Origin of the sequence: Micromonospora sp. C28SCA-DRY-2 (assembly GCF_030519475.1) — a bacterium.
In the GTDB taxonomy this organism is placed as follows: Bacteria; Actinomycetota; Actinomycetes; order Mycobacteriales; family Micromonosporaceae; genus Micromonospora.
In genome coordinates, this window is the sequence record NZ_JAUMKD010000011.1 from 118,072 (window position 1) to 132,163 (window position 14,092).

Below are 14,092 nucleotides of genomic sequence, written 5' to 3' on the forward strand. Positions count from 1 at the left end.
GGCCGGGGCGGCCCCGGTCGCGGCGCACCGCTGTAACGCACCCCACCGGTCCCGCACGGGGTCGACCGGCGGCGGGCGCGCCCTGGTTACCCGCTCCGGCGGCCGGGACACCGCGCGGTCCGCGTCGACCCGCCGCCGCCACCGGACCTGCCCGGAACGCCGGTTAGCCGCGGCGCTGCGGGGGTAGGTCGAGGCAATGACGAGAGCGCAGCCCCGACGCGCCCGTGGCACGGTCGGCCACGCCTACAGCGCGTTGAACCTCCGGCTCGTGCTCGCCGGCTTCGGCCTGGTGACCATGGCCGTCTTCGCCGTGCTGGCGTTCCGGGCCGACCTGGTCTGGCTGGGCGTCCTCTGCGTGGTCTTCGCGGTGGTCGCCGTCGTCGACCTGGTCGTCATCCAGCGCCGCCGCGCCGCGCGCCGCCGGGAGGAGCCGGGCGCGCGGCACTCACTCTTCGAGTGACAGGAGTACGAGATGCCCATCGCCACCACCAACCCGGCCACCGGACAGGTGCTCAAGACGTACGAGGCGATGCCGGAGGAGGAGATCGACGCCGCCATCGAGCGTGCCGACCTGGCCTTCCGGCAGCTGCACGGCACCACTGTCGAGCAGCGGGGCCGGTGGCTCACCGCGGCGGCCGACCTGCTGGAGGCGGAGCGCGACGCCACCGCCCGGCTGATGACCACCGAGATGGGCAAGACGTACGCGGCGGCGCGGGCCGAGGTGACCAAGTGCGCCACCGCCTGCCGGTTCTACGCCGCCAACGCCGCCGCGTTCCTCGCCGACGAGCCGGCCGACGCGCCGGCGGTCAAGGCGACCCGGGCGTTCGTCCGCTACCAGCCGATCGGGCCGGTGCTGGCGGTGATGCCGTGGAACTTCCCGCTCTGGCAGGTGATGCGGTTCGCCGCCCCGGCGCTGATGGCCGGCAACACCGGCCTGCTCAAGCACGCCTCGAACGTGCCGCAGACCGCGCTGCTGCTGGAGGACCTGTTCCGCCGCGCCGGTTTCCCCGAGGGCGCGTTCACCACCCTGCTGGTCGGCTCGGAGGCCGTCGACCGGATCCTCAGCGACCCGCGGGTACGGGCCGCCACGCTCACCGGCAGCGAGCGCGCCGGCCGGTCGATCGCCCAGATCGCCGGCCGGGAACTGAAGAAGACCGTGCTGGAACTCGGCGGCAGCGACCCGTTCGTGGTGATGCCCTCGGCCGACCTGGACCGGGCGGCCGAGGTGGCCACCACCGCCCGCTGCCAGAACAACGGGCAGTCCTGCATCGCCGCGAAACGGTTCATCGTGCACACCGACGTCTTCGACGCGTTCGCCGAGCGGTTCGCCGCCAACATGTCCGCGCTGCGGGTGGGTGACCCGATGGACGACGACACCGACGTCGGGCCGCTGGCCAGCGAGGGCGGGCGGGACGAGATCCACGCCCAGGTGCGCGACGCGGTCGACCGGGGCGCGACGGTGCTCTGCGGCGGCGAGCCGCCGGCCGGCCCGGGCTGGTACTACCCGCCGACGGTGGTCACCGACCTGACCCCGCAGATGCGGATGTGGCGCGAGGAGGTGTTCGGGCCGGTCGCCGGCCTCTACCGGGTGTCGTCGTACGACGAGGCGATCGAGGTGGCCAACGGGACCAGCTTCGGCCTCGGCTCGAACGCCTGGACCCGGGACCCGGACGAGCAGGAGCGGTTCGCCACCGACCTGGACGCCGGCAACGTCTTCGTCAACGGGATGACCACGTCCTTCCCCGAACTGCCCTTCGGCGGGGTGAAGAACTCCGGCTACGGCCGGGAACTGTCCGCGCTGGGGATGCGCGAGTTCTGCAACACCAAGACGGTCTGGGTGGGCGAGGGAGCGGCCTCGGCCGGGGCCGGCGCGCACGCCGAGTAGGGGCGCCGGCGGGATTCGCTGCGTAGCCGGGCGCCGTCATGGGTACGGAACGACCCCATGACGGTGTTCGGCTTCCACGCGTCCCATGAGCAGATCCATCCCCGCGCCCTGCTGGACGCGGTGACGCACGCGGAGCGGGTCGGCTTCGACGCCGGCATGTGCTCGGACCACTTCTCGCCGTGGAGCGCCCGGCAGGGCCAGTCCGGCTTCGCCTGGTCCTGGCTCGGCGCGGCGTTGCAGGCCACCAGCCTGCCGTTCGGCGTGGTGAACGCGCCCGGCCAGCGCTACCACCCGGCGATCATCGCCCAGGCGATCGGCACCCTGGCGGCGATGTACCCGGGCCGGTTCTGGGCCGCGCTGGGCACCGGCGAGGCGAGCAACGAGCACATCACCGGCGACGGCTGGCCGCGCAAGGACGTCCGCAACGCCCGGCTGCGCGAGTGCGTCGAGGTGATCCGGGCGCTGCTGGCCGGTGAGGAGGTCAGCCACGACGGCCTGGTCCGGGTGGACCGGGCGCGGCTGTGGACCCGGCCCGAGCAGCCGCCGGCGCTGGTCGGCGCGGCGGTCAGCGTGGCCACCGCCCGCTGGTGCGCCGAGTGGGCCGACGGCCTGATCACCGTCAACGCCCCGCTGCCGCACCTGCGGGAGATGATCGACGCCTACCGGGACGCCGGCGGCCGCGGCCCGCTGCACCTGCAGGTGCACGTGAGCTGGGCGCCGGAGCAGGCCGAGGCCGAGCGGATCGCGTACGACCAGTGGCGCAGCAACGTCTTCGCTCCGCCGGTCTGCTGGGACCTGGAGACCGCCGAGCACTTCGACGCGGTCTCCGCGGACGTGCCGATGGCGAAGGTGGCCCAGGTGGTCAACGTCTCCGCCGATCTGGGCCGGCACGTCGGCTGGCTGGAGGAGTACCTGGCCCTCGGTTTCGACCAGATCGCGCTGCACCACGTGGGGCAGGAGCAGCGCGCCTTCCTCGACGCGTTCGGCGCCGAGGTGCTGCCGAAGGTGCGCGCCGCCCGATGATCCTCCGGTGGGATGGGGCCGCCTAGGCTCGTACCCCATGGAGGCACTGTTCGAGGTCGTCGTCTTCCTCGCGATCGCGACGATCGGCGCGGCGCTGGCCCGCAAGCTGGGCCTGCTCGCGCCGATCGTGCTGGTGGTGGTCGGCCTCGGGCTCTCCTACGTGCCCGGCGTGCCGCACGTGCGGCTGGACCCCGAACTGGTCCTGGTCGGCATCCTGCCGCCACTGCTCTACGTCGCGGCGCTGGAGACCTCGGTGCCGGCGTTCCGGCTCGCGCTGCGACCGATCCTGCTGCTCGCCGTCGGACTGGTGATCTTCACGGCGTTCGCGGTCGGCCTCGTCGTGCACCTGCTGGTGCCGGCCGCGCCGTTCGCCGTCTGCCTGGCGCTGGGCGCGGTGGTCGCCCCGCCGGACGCGGTGGCCGCCACCGCGGTGGCCCGGCGGATCGGCCTGCCCCGCCGGGTGCTGACCATCCTGGAGGGCGAGAGCCTGCTCAACGACGCCACCGCGCTGGTGCTGCTGCGGGTGGCCTCCCTGGCCGCCGTCGGGTCGGCGGTCGGGGTGGGCGAGGTGGGGCTGGAGGTGCTCCGGTCCGCCGGCGGCGGGGTGCTGGTCGGCGCGCTCGGCGCGCTGCTCTTCGGCTTCCTGCACCGGCGGATCAGCGACCCGCTGCTGGACAACGCGCTGTCGCTGATCATCCCGTTCGCGGTGGTCTTCGCCGCCGAGGCGATCCACGCCTCCGGCGTGATGGCCGTGGTGGTGACCGGGCTGGCGCTCGGCCACCAGCTGCCCCGGCTGATGTCGGCGGCGTCCCGGCTCCAGCTCGCCGCGGTCTGGCGGCTGGTCCGGTTCCTGCTGGAAGGGCTGGTCTTCCTGCTGGTCGGGTTGCAACTGCCGGAGGTGCTGCGCGACCTGGACGAGCCGCTCGGCTCGCTGGCCGTGATCACCGTGGCGGTACTGGCCACCGTCTTCCTGACCCGGTTCGCCTGGCTCTTCCCGGCCACCTACCTGACCCGGCTGGTGCCGCGGGTGCGGCAGCGCGGCGCCGCGAAGGAGGTGCGCTACCCGCTGGTGATCGGCTGGGCCGGGATGCGCGGCGTGGTCACCCTGGCCGGCGCGCTCGCCCTGCCGCTCACCGTGGCCGACGACCAGCCCTACCCGCGGGCGCTGTTCGTCTGGCTGGCGTTCGCGGTGATCGTGGCGACCCTGGTCGGCCAGGGCGCCACGCTGCCGGCGGTGGCCCGCCGGCTGAGGCTGCCGCCGGACGACCCGGTGCAGGACGCGCTCTCCGCGGCCGGCGCGCAGCAGCAGGCCAGCCGGGCCGCCCGGGAACGCCTCGACGCGCTCGCCGACACCGCCCCCGCCGCGGTCGTCGAGCGGCTGCGCCGGCTGCTCGACGAGCGGACCAACATGGCCTGGGAACAGTTGGGCGGCACCGCGCGGGAGACGCCGTCGCAGGCGTACGGTCGGCTGCGGCAGGAGATGATCGACGCGGAGCGGGAGGTGTTCCGCACCGCCCGGGACGCCGGCCGGATTCCCGAGGAGGTGCTGGTGCGCGCCTACCGAGACCTTGACCTGGAAGAGTCCATGCTGCGCCGGGAGATCGACTGATGAGCTGGTCGCACCTGACCGAGGCGGGCACCGCCGAGCCGTCCACCACCGAGGTCTGCCCGGACTGCGTGGCCATCGGCAACCCCGACTGGGTGCACCTGCGCGCCTGCCTGACCTGCGGGCACGTCGGCTGCTGCGACTCCTCGCCGTACCAGCACGCGACGAAGCACTTCGAGCAGAGCGGGCACCCGGTGATGCGCTCGGTCCAGCCCGGGGAGTCCTGGCGCTGGTGCTTCGTGGACGAGGAGATCGGCTGAGCGGCGCGGCCGTCAGTCGAGCCGGCGGGCGAGGACCTGCCCGGGCCACGGCGGACGCCCCGGGCGCTCGACGGTGAACGGGTCGGTGGGGGTGAAGCCCTGCCTGGTGTACCAGCCGACCAGGGCCCGGTCGTCGCCCGCGTAGCAGTCCACCCGGAGCAGGCCCACACCGCGCTCCCGGGCCAGGTCGGCGGCGTGCGCCAGCAGCCGGCCACCGATGCCCAGCCCGGCGTGCGCCCGGTCGGTCACCAGCAGGTTGACGTACAGCTCGGGTTCGGTGGCCGGCGGCACGTACTCGGTGGCCGCGCCCACCACCAGCGCGCCGACCGGCCGCTCGTCGAGCACGGCCAGCCACAGCCCGCCACCGGTGGCCCAGGCGTCGGCCTGCGCGATGCGCCGGGGGTCGGTCGAGGCCGGCTCGGTGCCCCACTGGCCGGTGCGGCCCCGGGCGACCAGCCACGCGGTCGCGTCGTCGAGCAGCCGCAGCACCGCCCCCGCGTCCCCCGCCCCACCCCGCCGCACCGTCAGACCCTGCCCGTCGATCATGCCCGCCATGCTCCTACACCCCATCCCCGTCGATCTCCCCACCCCACCCGCCCCGCCCGGCGGCTCCTTCCCGCACGAACAGTGAAAGAGTGGCCTTCCGGCGTCCGGAGGCCACTCTTTCACTGAATTTGCGCGGATCTTCGGGTGCGGGTGCGGGTGCGGGTGGGCGGTGGTGGCCCCGGGCGTGGGGCCACCACCGCTGCGTGGTGAGGGTGCGGGTCAGCCGGTGGTGCAGGGGGCGCCGTTGACGGTGATCAGGCCGGGCGCCGGGTTGGCGCCGCCGCCGGTCACCGCGTTGAACCCGAAGGTCACCGTGCCGCCCGGGTTGATCCGGGCGTTGTACGACTCGTTCCGGGCGGTCACCGTGGCACCGGACTGGGTCACCGTGGCCAGCCACGCCTCCCGCACCTTCTGGTCACCGGTGAAGGCGAACCGGGCGGTCCAGCCCTGCACCGCCGTGGCGCCGGTGTTGCGGATGGTCACCTGGGCGGTGAAGCCGGTGCCGCCGTGCCACGTCCCGTAGTTGGTGTACGTGGCCGTGCAGGTCGCGGCCGGCACCGCCCCGGCGTGGCCCTGGTCGGCCAGGAACGAGGCGATCCAGGCGAGTGCCGAGTTCCAGTTGATCGCCACCTCGTTGGTCGCGTACGAGTTGATGTCGTCGACGTAGCAGAACATCGGCGCGCAGCCGGCGAGCAGTTGCGCGGCGAACGGGTCCTCCAGGTTGGCGTTCGCGCCACCGGCGATGGAGCCGACCGGCGGGTTGGGCAGCGCCGGGTCGAGCTGGTTGGCGAAGATCCGGCTGTGCTGGTTGCGGGCCGTCCGGTCGCCCCAGCCGGTCACGTACGAGATGTTCAGCGCGTTGCGGCCGAGGATGTAGTCCATCGCCTGCACCGCGCCGTCGCGGTACCGCGCGTCCCCGGTCAGGTCGTACGCGGTGGCCAGCACCACCGCGTTGTTGATGATGTTGCTGTTCGCGCCCCAGAAGTAGCTGCCCCGGTCGCCGGGCATGGGCAGCCCGTACGCCTGGCCGTTCGAGGTGGCCAGGTAGGAGTCGGCGGCGGCGGTCACCGAGGTGCGTACCCGGGCCAGGTCGGCGGCGGGCAGCCCGTTCGGCACGGTGGCCAGGTCGAGCCGGCCGAGCGCGGCGGTGCTCGCCCAGCCGAAGCCCTGGGCGCCGAAGACCTCGCCGGTGTGGTGCGGGGACGCGGTCAGGTCGGCCAGGTAGGGCTGCTCGCCGGTGGTCAGGTACAGCTCCACCGCGGCCCAGTAGAACTCGTCGCTGACGTCGCCGTCGCTGTAGGCGCCGCCCCCGTTGCCGTCCTGCGGGTCGGCGTACCGGGTCGGGTTGGCCTTGGCGGCGGCGTACGCGGTCCGCGCCGCGGTCGCGCAGCGGCGGGCGAAGGCCGCGTCGTACGGGGCGTAGAGCCGGGCGCACTGGGCGGCGGTGGCGGCCAGGTTGAGGGTGGCCGCGGTGGACGGCGGGTGCAGCTCACGGGGCTGCGGGTCGTCGTGCGGCAGCAGCGGCAGCCCGGTCCAGTTCCGGTCGTGCACCTTGTGGTGGGCCATCCCGGCCAGCGGCTCGCCGGCGGGCACCTGCATGCGCAGCAGGAACTCCAGTTCCCAGCGGGCCTCGTCGAGGATGTCCGGCACGCCGTTGCCGCGCTCGGGCACCCGCAGGGTGCCGTCGGCGAGTCCCGCGCCGCCGCCCGCGGTGCGCGCGGTCTTGGTCCGCTCGAAGGTGTTCAGCAGCTGGTAGGTGGCGATGCCGCCGTTGACCACGTACTTGCCGTGGTCGCCGGCGTCGTACCAGCCGCCGCGCACGTCCAGCCGGTGCTCGCAGACGCCCGGCTGGCAGGGCACGTCGGTGTCGCCCTGGTTGGGCGCCACGCCCAGGTGCCCGGCCGGGCGGGCGTACGCCGGGCCGATCAGGTCGCCGTCGATGGCGATGCCGCTGCGCTGGGCGTAGAAGAACTGGAGCGAGTCGGCGCGCAGCGCCTCGTAGAGGGTGCCGGAGATGTCGAACGGGTGGCTGGTCTCGCCGTCGACGGTCAGCGTCAGCCCGGCCCCCGGCGTGCGGTACGCGGAGAAGTCCACCGTCTGCACCCGCTGCCCGGAGGCGGCGTCCACCCCGCGCGGGGTGCTGCTGCCGGTGGCCAGCACGGTGCCGGCGGCGGAGCGCAGCTCCCACGGCAGCGGGTCGGTCGCCTCGGTGACCACGGTGGCGTGCTTCGGCCCGCCGGGCAGGTAGCCGACCTGGTTGACCCGGACCCGCGGCCCGGTGTCCGGCTCGTACGGCTCGGGCGGCTCGCCGCCGCGCAGCGACACGTCGTCCAGGCAGACCGTCTGCTCGTCGGCGCTGCCACCCACCTGGAAGATGAGCTGGGCGGTCGGGTTGTCGGCCGGCGCGGTGAAGGTCTTCTCGACCCGCTGGGCGGTGCCGGTGGCGGTGGCGGTCACGCTGGCGTACGTGGTGTAGGGGGCGCTGCCCAGTTGCAGCACGGCGGTGACCGGGGTGCCGGGGGTGGCGGAGATGTCGAAGCCGAGGGTGTACTCGGATCCGGCCAGCAGGGGCACGCCGTCCTGGCCGATGCCGGCGTCCCAGGGGTTGGCCAGTCCGGCGGGGACGGTGGTGCAGAGCCGGCCGTCGGTCACCGCGAGCGGGCCGGTGCCGTAGGAGAACCACGGGGAGACACCGGCGCTGAAGTCGCCGTTGTCGATCTGTTCGGGGGCGTCGGGCGGGGGATCGGCCTGGGCCGGGGCGGCGGTGCCGCCGGTCAGCGCCAGGGTGGCCGCGGCGAGCAACGCGAGGCGGCGTCGGGATGGCGTCACGGGATGTCCTTCCGGGACGGCGGGGGACGGGCGTGCGGCGGTGATGACCTGGGAGCGCTCCCAATTGTCGGGCTCGATGGTTCCAGCCGCCGGCCGTCGTGTCAATCGATCCACCTGGATGGCGAACCACCCCCGCCGGCAGTGAGATTCACCGCGCCACGCCCGCGTCGTCCTGATCTCCTAGAGACAACTGCGGCCTTCTCCTGGCAGGCTGCCTCCCATGACCCTGAAGCTGCGTTCCGTCGGAACGAGCGACCGTGGGCTGATCCGCAGCGGGAACCAGGACGCCCTGCACGCCGGCGCCTGGCTGGTCGCCGTCGCCGACGGCATGGGCGGGATGGCGGCCGGCGACCTGGCCAGCGCGATCGCCATCGCCGCGGTCGCTCCGCTGGACGTGGAGACCCCGGAGGACGCCCTGGTGGCCGCCTTGCAGAGCGGCATCGAGCTGGCCACCGCGCGGATCCGCCAGGCGGTCAGCGAGGACCCGGAGCGGCAGGGCATGGGCACCACACTGACCGCCCTGCTCTTCGCCCGGACGGGCAGCTGCCTGGCCCTGGCCCACGTCGGCGACTCCCGGGCCTACCTCTTCCGGGAGGGGGTGCTCAAGCAGATCACCCGGGACGACACCTACGTGCAGATGCTCGTCGACCAGGGCCTGATCACCCCCGACCAGGCCAGCAGCCACCCCCGCCGGGCCGTGGTCACCCAGGCGTTGCAGGGCGACGAGGTCTCCCCGACGTACGCCACGATGGTGCCCTGGGCCGGCGACCGCTGGCTGCTGTGCAGCGACGGGCTCTCCAACGTGGTCCGGCCGGACACCATCGCCGAGGTGCTCGCCGAGCAACCGGACCGGGAGGAGTGCGCGCGGAAGCTGATCGACCTGGCGCTGCGCGCCGGCGGCCCGGACAACGTCACGGTGGTCATCGCCGACGTCGTCGAGGAGTGAGCGCGCGCGGACCAGGCGCCCCGACCGCACGGCGGTGCGTTCAGCGGCGGCGCGGGGTGGTGCGCCGGGTGGGCTCGGCCGTGGTCGGGTCCTCCGGCCACGGGTGGCGCGGGTAGCGGCCACGCAACTCGGCGCGCACCCGCGGGTAGCCGGACCGCCAGAAGGAGGCGAGGTCGGCGGTGACCGCCACCGGCCGCCCGGCCGGCGAGAGCAGGTGCAGCAGCACCGGCACCCGGCCGCCGGCCACCCGCGGCGCGTCCTGCCAGCCGAAGGTCTCCTGGAGCTTGACCGCGAGCACCGGGGCGGCCGGGTCGGTGTAGTCGACCCGGATCCGCGAGCCGCTCGGCACGGTGATCCGTTCCGGGGCCAGTTCGTCCAGCCGGGCCGCCCGCGCCCAGGGCAGCAGCCGGCGCAGCGCCGCGGCGACGTCGACCCGGGCCAGGTCGGCCCGGCGCCGGGCGGTGGCCAGTTCCGGGCCGAGCCAGTCGGGCGCGGCGGCCAGCAGCGCCTCGTCGGTCACCTCCGGCCAGTCCGGGCCGAGCGCCTGGCGCAGGAACGCCAGCCGCTCGCGCAGCGCCCGCGCCGCCGGGGTCCAGTCCAGCAGGCCGAGGCCGGTGCGGCGCAGCCCGGTGAGCAGGGCCGCCGTGACCGCCGCCGGGTCGGGCCGGGCCAGCGGCCGCTCGACCAGCTCGACCGCGCCGAGCCGGACCACCTCGCGGGCCACCACGTCGGTGCCGGACCAGGCGACCTCCCGTTCGGTGCGCAGCAGCGGGCCGGCCGCCTCCCGGGCGGTCGCCTCGTCCAGCGGGGTGGCCAGCCGCACCCGGGCGGTCGGCGCGCCGGGGGAGCGGTCCGCGACGGCGACCGCCAGCCAGCCGGATCCGGCCAGCGCCGACCCGGGCGCCAGCTCCGCGGCGGTGCCGCCGGTCATCAGGTACGCCGAGCCGCCCGGCCGGCGCACCCGGGCCAGCCGCTCCGGGTGGGCCAGCCCGACCAGCAGCCCGGCGGCCAGGTCGTCGGGCAGGCGGTTCCGGCCGGCCGGGCCAGCCTCCCTGGTGCGCCGGGCGCCCGCCGAGCCGGTCCGGCCGCTGGCGTCGGCCCCGGCGGGCAGTGCGGCGCGCAGCCGGCGTACCTCGGCCCGCCAGCGGGCGGTGGCAGCGGGATCGGTGCCCGCGCGCAGCCGGCGCCAGGCGGCGGCCAGGTCGTCGCCCGGCCCGGCGACGGTGTCCTCGGCGAGCAGCGCCACCACCTCGGCCGCCCGGTCGGCACCGACCCGGTCGGCGCCGTCGAGCAGGGCCCGGGCCAGCCGGGGATGGGTGCCGACCGCGGCGATCGCCCGGCCCCGGTCGGTGATCCGGCCGTCCGGGTCGATCGCGCCGAGGGCGGCCAGGGTGTCCCGGGCCACCGAGAGCGCGGCCGCCGGTGGGGGGTCGGGCAGGGCGAGCCCGGCGCCGTCGGGCCGGCCCCAGGCGGCCAGCTCCAGGGCGAACCCGGTCAGGTCGGCGGTGGCGATCTCCGGCGCCGGCTGGGCGGCGAGCCGTTCGTGGCTGGCCGCCGACCAGCAGCGGTAGACGTATCCGGGCGCCTCCCGACCGGCCCGGCCGGCCCGCTGGGTGGCCGCCGCCCGGGACACCGGCACGGTGACCAGCGCGCCGAGCCCGCGGGCCAGGTCCGTGCGGGCCACCCGGGCCAGCCCGGCGTCCACCACCACCCGCACCCCGGGCACGGTCAGGCTGCTCTCCGCCACCGCGGTCGCCAGCACCACCCGCCGCCGGTCGGCCGGGCGCAGCGCGGCGTCCTGCTCGGCGCCCCGTTGCCGGCCGTGCAGCGCCAGGACCGCCACCTCGTCGCGCAGGTCGGCCAGCCGGGCGGTGACGGCGGCGATCTCGCCCGCGCCGGGCAGGAAGACCAGCAGGTCCCCGTCGCGCTCGCGCAGCGCCCGCCGGACGGTGGCCGCGACGTGGTCGAGCAGCGCCCGGTCGACCGGGCCGGCGCCGGGCGCGGTCACCGGCCGGGGCGGCGGGGCCCAGATCCGGGTCACCGGGTGCAGCGCCGCCGGCGCCCGGACCACCGGCGCGGGACCGCCCTCGCCGCCGAGCAGCGCGGCGAACCGGTCCGCCTCCGGGGTGGCGGACATCGCCAGCAGCCACAGGTCCGGGCGGAGCGCGGCGCGCGCCTCGACCGCGAAGGCGAGGGCCAGGTCGGCGTCGAGGTGGCGTTCGTGGCACTCGTCGAGCAGCACCACGCCGGTGCCGGCCAGTTCCGGGTCGTGGTGCAGTCGGCGCACCAGCAGCCCGGTGGTGACCACCTCGACCCGGGTGCGCGGGCCGACCCGGCGCTCGCCGCGGACCGCGTACCCGATCCGGTCGCCGACCCGCTCGCCGAGCAGCGCGGCCATCCGGTGCGCCGCCGCCCGGGCGGCCACCCGGCGCGGCTGGGCGACCAGCACCCGGCCGGGCACCTCGTCGGCCACCGCCAGCGGGGCGAGCGTGGTCTTGCCGGTGCCCGGCGGCGCCACCAGCACCCCGGCCCCGGTCGCCCGCAGCGCGGCCACCAGCTCCGGCAGCACCGGCCGGACCGGCAGGTCGAGGGAGACGTCGCGGAGCACGGCCCAGTCTCGCACCGCGGGCGCGGGGTCAGTCGCGGCGTACCCCGGGCAGGCCGGCGAGGAAGGCGTGCCAGGCCGGCCGCGGGAAGGCCAGCACCGGCCCGCCCCGGTCCTTGCTGTCCCGCACGGCGACCCGACCGTCGGCGGCGGCGACCTCGACGCAGTTGCCGTTGCCCACGCTGCGCGTGCTGGTGCGCCAGTGGGCCCGGGTCAGGTCGAGCGCGGTCATCGCGGTACCCCTCGTCTGTGCCGGCGTGCCGCAGCCATTGCGGTCACGCAAAGTGACGAGAAGCCTCCTCCAGGCGGGCCAACGACGCCGCCGGAGGCAGTGCCATCCGGCACAGCTCCTCGTGCACCAGGCTATACCCGCGCACCTGGGCGGCCTCCTCCAGAGCCAGCCCTGTGCTGAGGTTTTCCAGGTAGACCACGGCGTCGTCGGCAGTGTCCGGAAAGGTCAGCACGACGTACGGCGAGTTCATCGCGGGGTGCCCGCCGGCGGTGAACGGAAGTACCTGCAACGTCACGTTCGGTAGTCGAGCCATCCTGCCGAGGTGGGCGAGTTGGGCGGCCATCACGGCGTTCCCGCCGACCGGCCGGCACAGCACCGCCTCGTTCAGCACCACCGACAGCTCGACCGGGTTCTCCCGGTGCAGCACGTTCTGCCGGTGCATCCGGGCGGCGACCTTGCGCTCGATGCCCTCCTCGCCCGCGGTGAGCCGGTAGACCTCCCGGGCGTACGCCTCGGTCTGCAACAGCCCGGGCACCGCCTCGGCCTCGTACGTCCGCAGCGTCGCCGCCTCCGCCTCCAGTCCGACGTAGAACTCGAACCAGTCGGGCAGCACGTCGCTGTACTTCTGCCACCAGCCGCGCTGCTGGGCGCCGCGGGCGATCTCGATGAGCCCCTCGGCGTCCACGCCGGTGACCCGGTAGAGCGCCAGCGCGGCCCGCACGTCGCGCGGCTTGATGCCGATCTGGGCGGTCTCGATCCGGGACAGGTTGCTCTTGGACATGTCCAGCTGCCGGGCGGCGACGTCCAGGGTCATCCCCGCGCGCTCGCGCAACTGGCGCAGTTCCCGGGCGATACGGCGGCGGCGGACGGTGGGGCTCGCGGTCACCCTCCGAGTCTGTCACGACAAGATCCGCAGGTCGCGCCAGTACGGAGTGCAACCTCCGGATCCGGGAGTTGCAAAGCGGTTCGCGGCGGGCGCATCCTCTGCCGGATCGCGAGCACTGTGGACGGACACCCCGGGAGGGCCGTTGCTCACCGCCGACGAGTTCTTCCTGGTCGCCCACAACGACTCTCGCGGCAAGGCGCGGCTCAACCCGACCGCGACCGGCCTCGGTCTCCCCAGTGGATCAACCAGTCCGACACCTGCCGCATGTCCGCCGTCTGCGGCGTCAGGGTGAGCTGGGGCGGCGCGTCGACGAGCAGCCGCTCCAGGCCGGGCGGCGTCTAGGCCACACGGGAGAAGGCGAAGGAGCGCTGTGGCGGGCCGAGCCGATAGCTCCGGCCGTGGTATGTCGACGCCCGGCCCGCCTCGATCAGCGCACGTCGCCTAGGTCCAGGCGATCAACTAGCCCGGCGGCGGTGAAGGCGGTGACCAGTTCGTCACGGCCCTCGGTGAAGTGGGCCCAACTGTCGTAGTGGACGGGGACCACCCGGCGAGTGCCGAGGATCCTGGCAGCCTCGGCGGCCTGGGCGCTGTCGAGGACGATAAGCGCGCCGTCGAAGAGGACGCCGGGGAAGCGCGGAGCGCCGGCGAAGAGAATGGCGGTGTCCACCGGCCCGAAGCGCTCCGCGATCTCCTTCACGGCGTCGAGCGAGGCGTTGTCGCCGCTGACATAGACCGTGGGCAGGCCCTCCCCGGTCAAGACGAATCCGACGACCTGACCGGTGATCGGTTCGACATCCTCGCGAGCGCCGGGTCCGTGGATGGCGGGTACGCCCGTCACGGTGATCCTGCCGCCGCCGGGGCGGTCCAGCTCGATCGACTCCCAGTCCGCCAGCCCCTTGGCCCTATTCCCCAAGCGGCGCCCACCCTCGGGCGTGGTGAGGGTCAGTGGAACGTCGGCGAGCAGGACCCGGCCGGAGTTGTCGAGGTTGTCGGGGTGCTCGTCGTGGGAGAGCAGGACTACGTCGATGCGGCCGAGGTCTGCGGAACTGCCGGAGGGAGGCGCGGTCTTGGTCAGGATTCTCTGGCCTGATTCGTAATAGTCGCCGGGAGCGTCGAAGGTTGGGTCGGTGAGGAACCTCAGCCCGCCGTATTCAAAGAGGGCGGTCGGGCCGCCGAAGACGCGGACGGAGAACTGCTCAGTGGTGGTGTCGGCAGAAGTCACGGGAAAGTCCTCACGGATGGGGGCTTGGCTATCCGTGAAGTGACGGTAGTAG

Annotated in this window: 12 protein-coding genes; 6 read left to right on the forward strand and 6 right to left on the reverse strand. The window is 74.8% G+C overall.

Going from position 1 to position 14,092, the window contains the following annotated elements:
- Positions 1-196: 196 nt before the first annotated feature.
- From Q3W71_RS30370 to Q3W71_RS30390, 5 genes are read left to right on the forward strand one after another with little or no spacing between them, the layout of a single operon-like run.
- Positions 197-460: a DUF6343 family protein gene (locus Q3W71_RS30370; RefSeq protein WP_302922907.1), complete on the forward strand. Its 264-nt coding sequence runs from the start codon at positions 197-199 to the stop codon at positions 458-460.
- Positions 461-472: 12 nt separating this feature from the next.
- Positions 473-1,885, forward strand: coding sequence for an NADP-dependent succinic semialdehyde dehydrogenase (locus tag Q3W71_RS30375; protein WP_302922908.1), 1,413 nt, complete (start codon positions 473-475; stop codon positions 1,883-1,885).
- A 57-nt stretch (positions 1,886-1,942) separates the two neighbouring features.
- A complete protein-coding gene (locus Q3W71_RS30380; protein WP_302922909.1) occupies positions 1,943-2,908 on the forward strand; it encodes a TIGR03885 family FMN-dependent LLM class oxidoreductase in 966 nt (321 codons plus the stop codon).
- 37 nt (positions 2,909-2,945) lie between these two features.
- Complete coding sequence (locus Q3W71_RS30385) at positions 2,946-4,517, forward strand: Na+/H+ antiporter (protein WP_302922910.1); 1,572 nt, start codon at positions 2,946-2,948, stop codon at positions 4,515-4,517.
- Positions 4,517-4,774 carry a UBP-type zinc finger domain-containing protein gene (locus Q3W71_RS30390; RefSeq protein WP_302922911.1) on the forward strand — a complete coding sequence of 86 codons (258 nt, stop codon included), beginning with the start codon at positions 4,517-4,519 and terminating at the stop codon, positions 4,772-4,774. The genes Q3W71_RS30385 and Q3W71_RS30390 overlap by 1 nt, the downstream gene beginning before the upstream one ends.
- 12 nt (positions 4,775-4,786) lie before the next feature.
- On the opposite strand, the gene Q3W71_RS30395 is transcribed toward Q3W71_RS30390, so the two are convergent.
- Together Q3W71_RS30395 and Q3W71_RS30400 are read right to left on the reverse strand one after the other, a co-directional pair.
- A complete protein-coding gene (locus tag Q3W71_RS30395; RefSeq protein WP_302922912.1) occupies positions 4,787-5,329 on the reverse strand; it encodes a GNAT family N-acetyltransferase in 543 nt (180 codons plus the stop codon).
- 210 nt (positions 5,330-5,539) lie between these two features.
- Complete coding sequence (locus tag Q3W71_RS30400; protein ID WP_302922913.1) at positions 5,540-8,149, reverse strand: glycoside hydrolase family 9 protein; 2,610 nt, start codon at positions 8,147-8,149, stop codon at positions 5,540-5,542.
- Positions 8,150-8,369: 220 nt separating this feature from the next.
- Between Q3W71_RS30400 and Q3W71_RS30405 the strand changes: the two genes are divergently transcribed.
- Entirely contained in the window at positions 8,370-9,095 is a 726-nt protein-coding gene (locus Q3W71_RS30405; protein ID WP_302922914.1) for a PP2C family serine/threonine-protein phosphatase, read from the forward strand.
- A gap of 40 nt (positions 9,096-9,135) precedes the next feature.
- On the opposite strand, the gene hrpB is transcribed toward Q3W71_RS30405, so the two are convergent.
- The 4 genes from hrpB to Q3W71_RS30425 form a co-directional block, all read right to left on the reverse strand.
- On the reverse strand, positions 9,136-11,703 hold the full coding sequence (hrpB, locus tag Q3W71_RS30410; RefSeq protein ID WP_302922948.1) for an ATP-dependent helicase HrpB: 2,568 nt from the start codon (positions 11,701-11,703) through the stop codon (positions 9,136-9,138).
- 28 nt (positions 11,704-11,731) lie between these two features.
- On the reverse strand, positions 11,732-11,932 hold the full coding sequence (locus tag Q3W71_RS30415; RefSeq protein WP_302922915.1) for a DUF397 domain-containing protein: 201 nt from the start codon (positions 11,930-11,932) through the stop codon (positions 11,732-11,734).
- Positions 11,933-11,975: 43 nt separating this feature from the next.
- Positions 11,976-12,818 carry a helix-turn-helix transcriptional regulator gene (locus tag Q3W71_RS30420; RefSeq protein ID WP_302922916.1) on the reverse strand — a complete coding sequence of 281 codons (843 nt, stop codon included), beginning with the start codon at positions 12,816-12,818 and terminating at the stop codon, positions 11,976-11,978.
- Between the two features lie 427 nt (positions 12,819-13,245).
- Entirely contained in the window at positions 13,246-14,040 is a 795-nt protein-coding gene (locus Q3W71_RS30425; protein WP_302922949.1) for an MBL fold metallo-hydrolase, read from the reverse strand.
- Positions 14,041-14,092 lie beyond the last annotated feature (52 nt).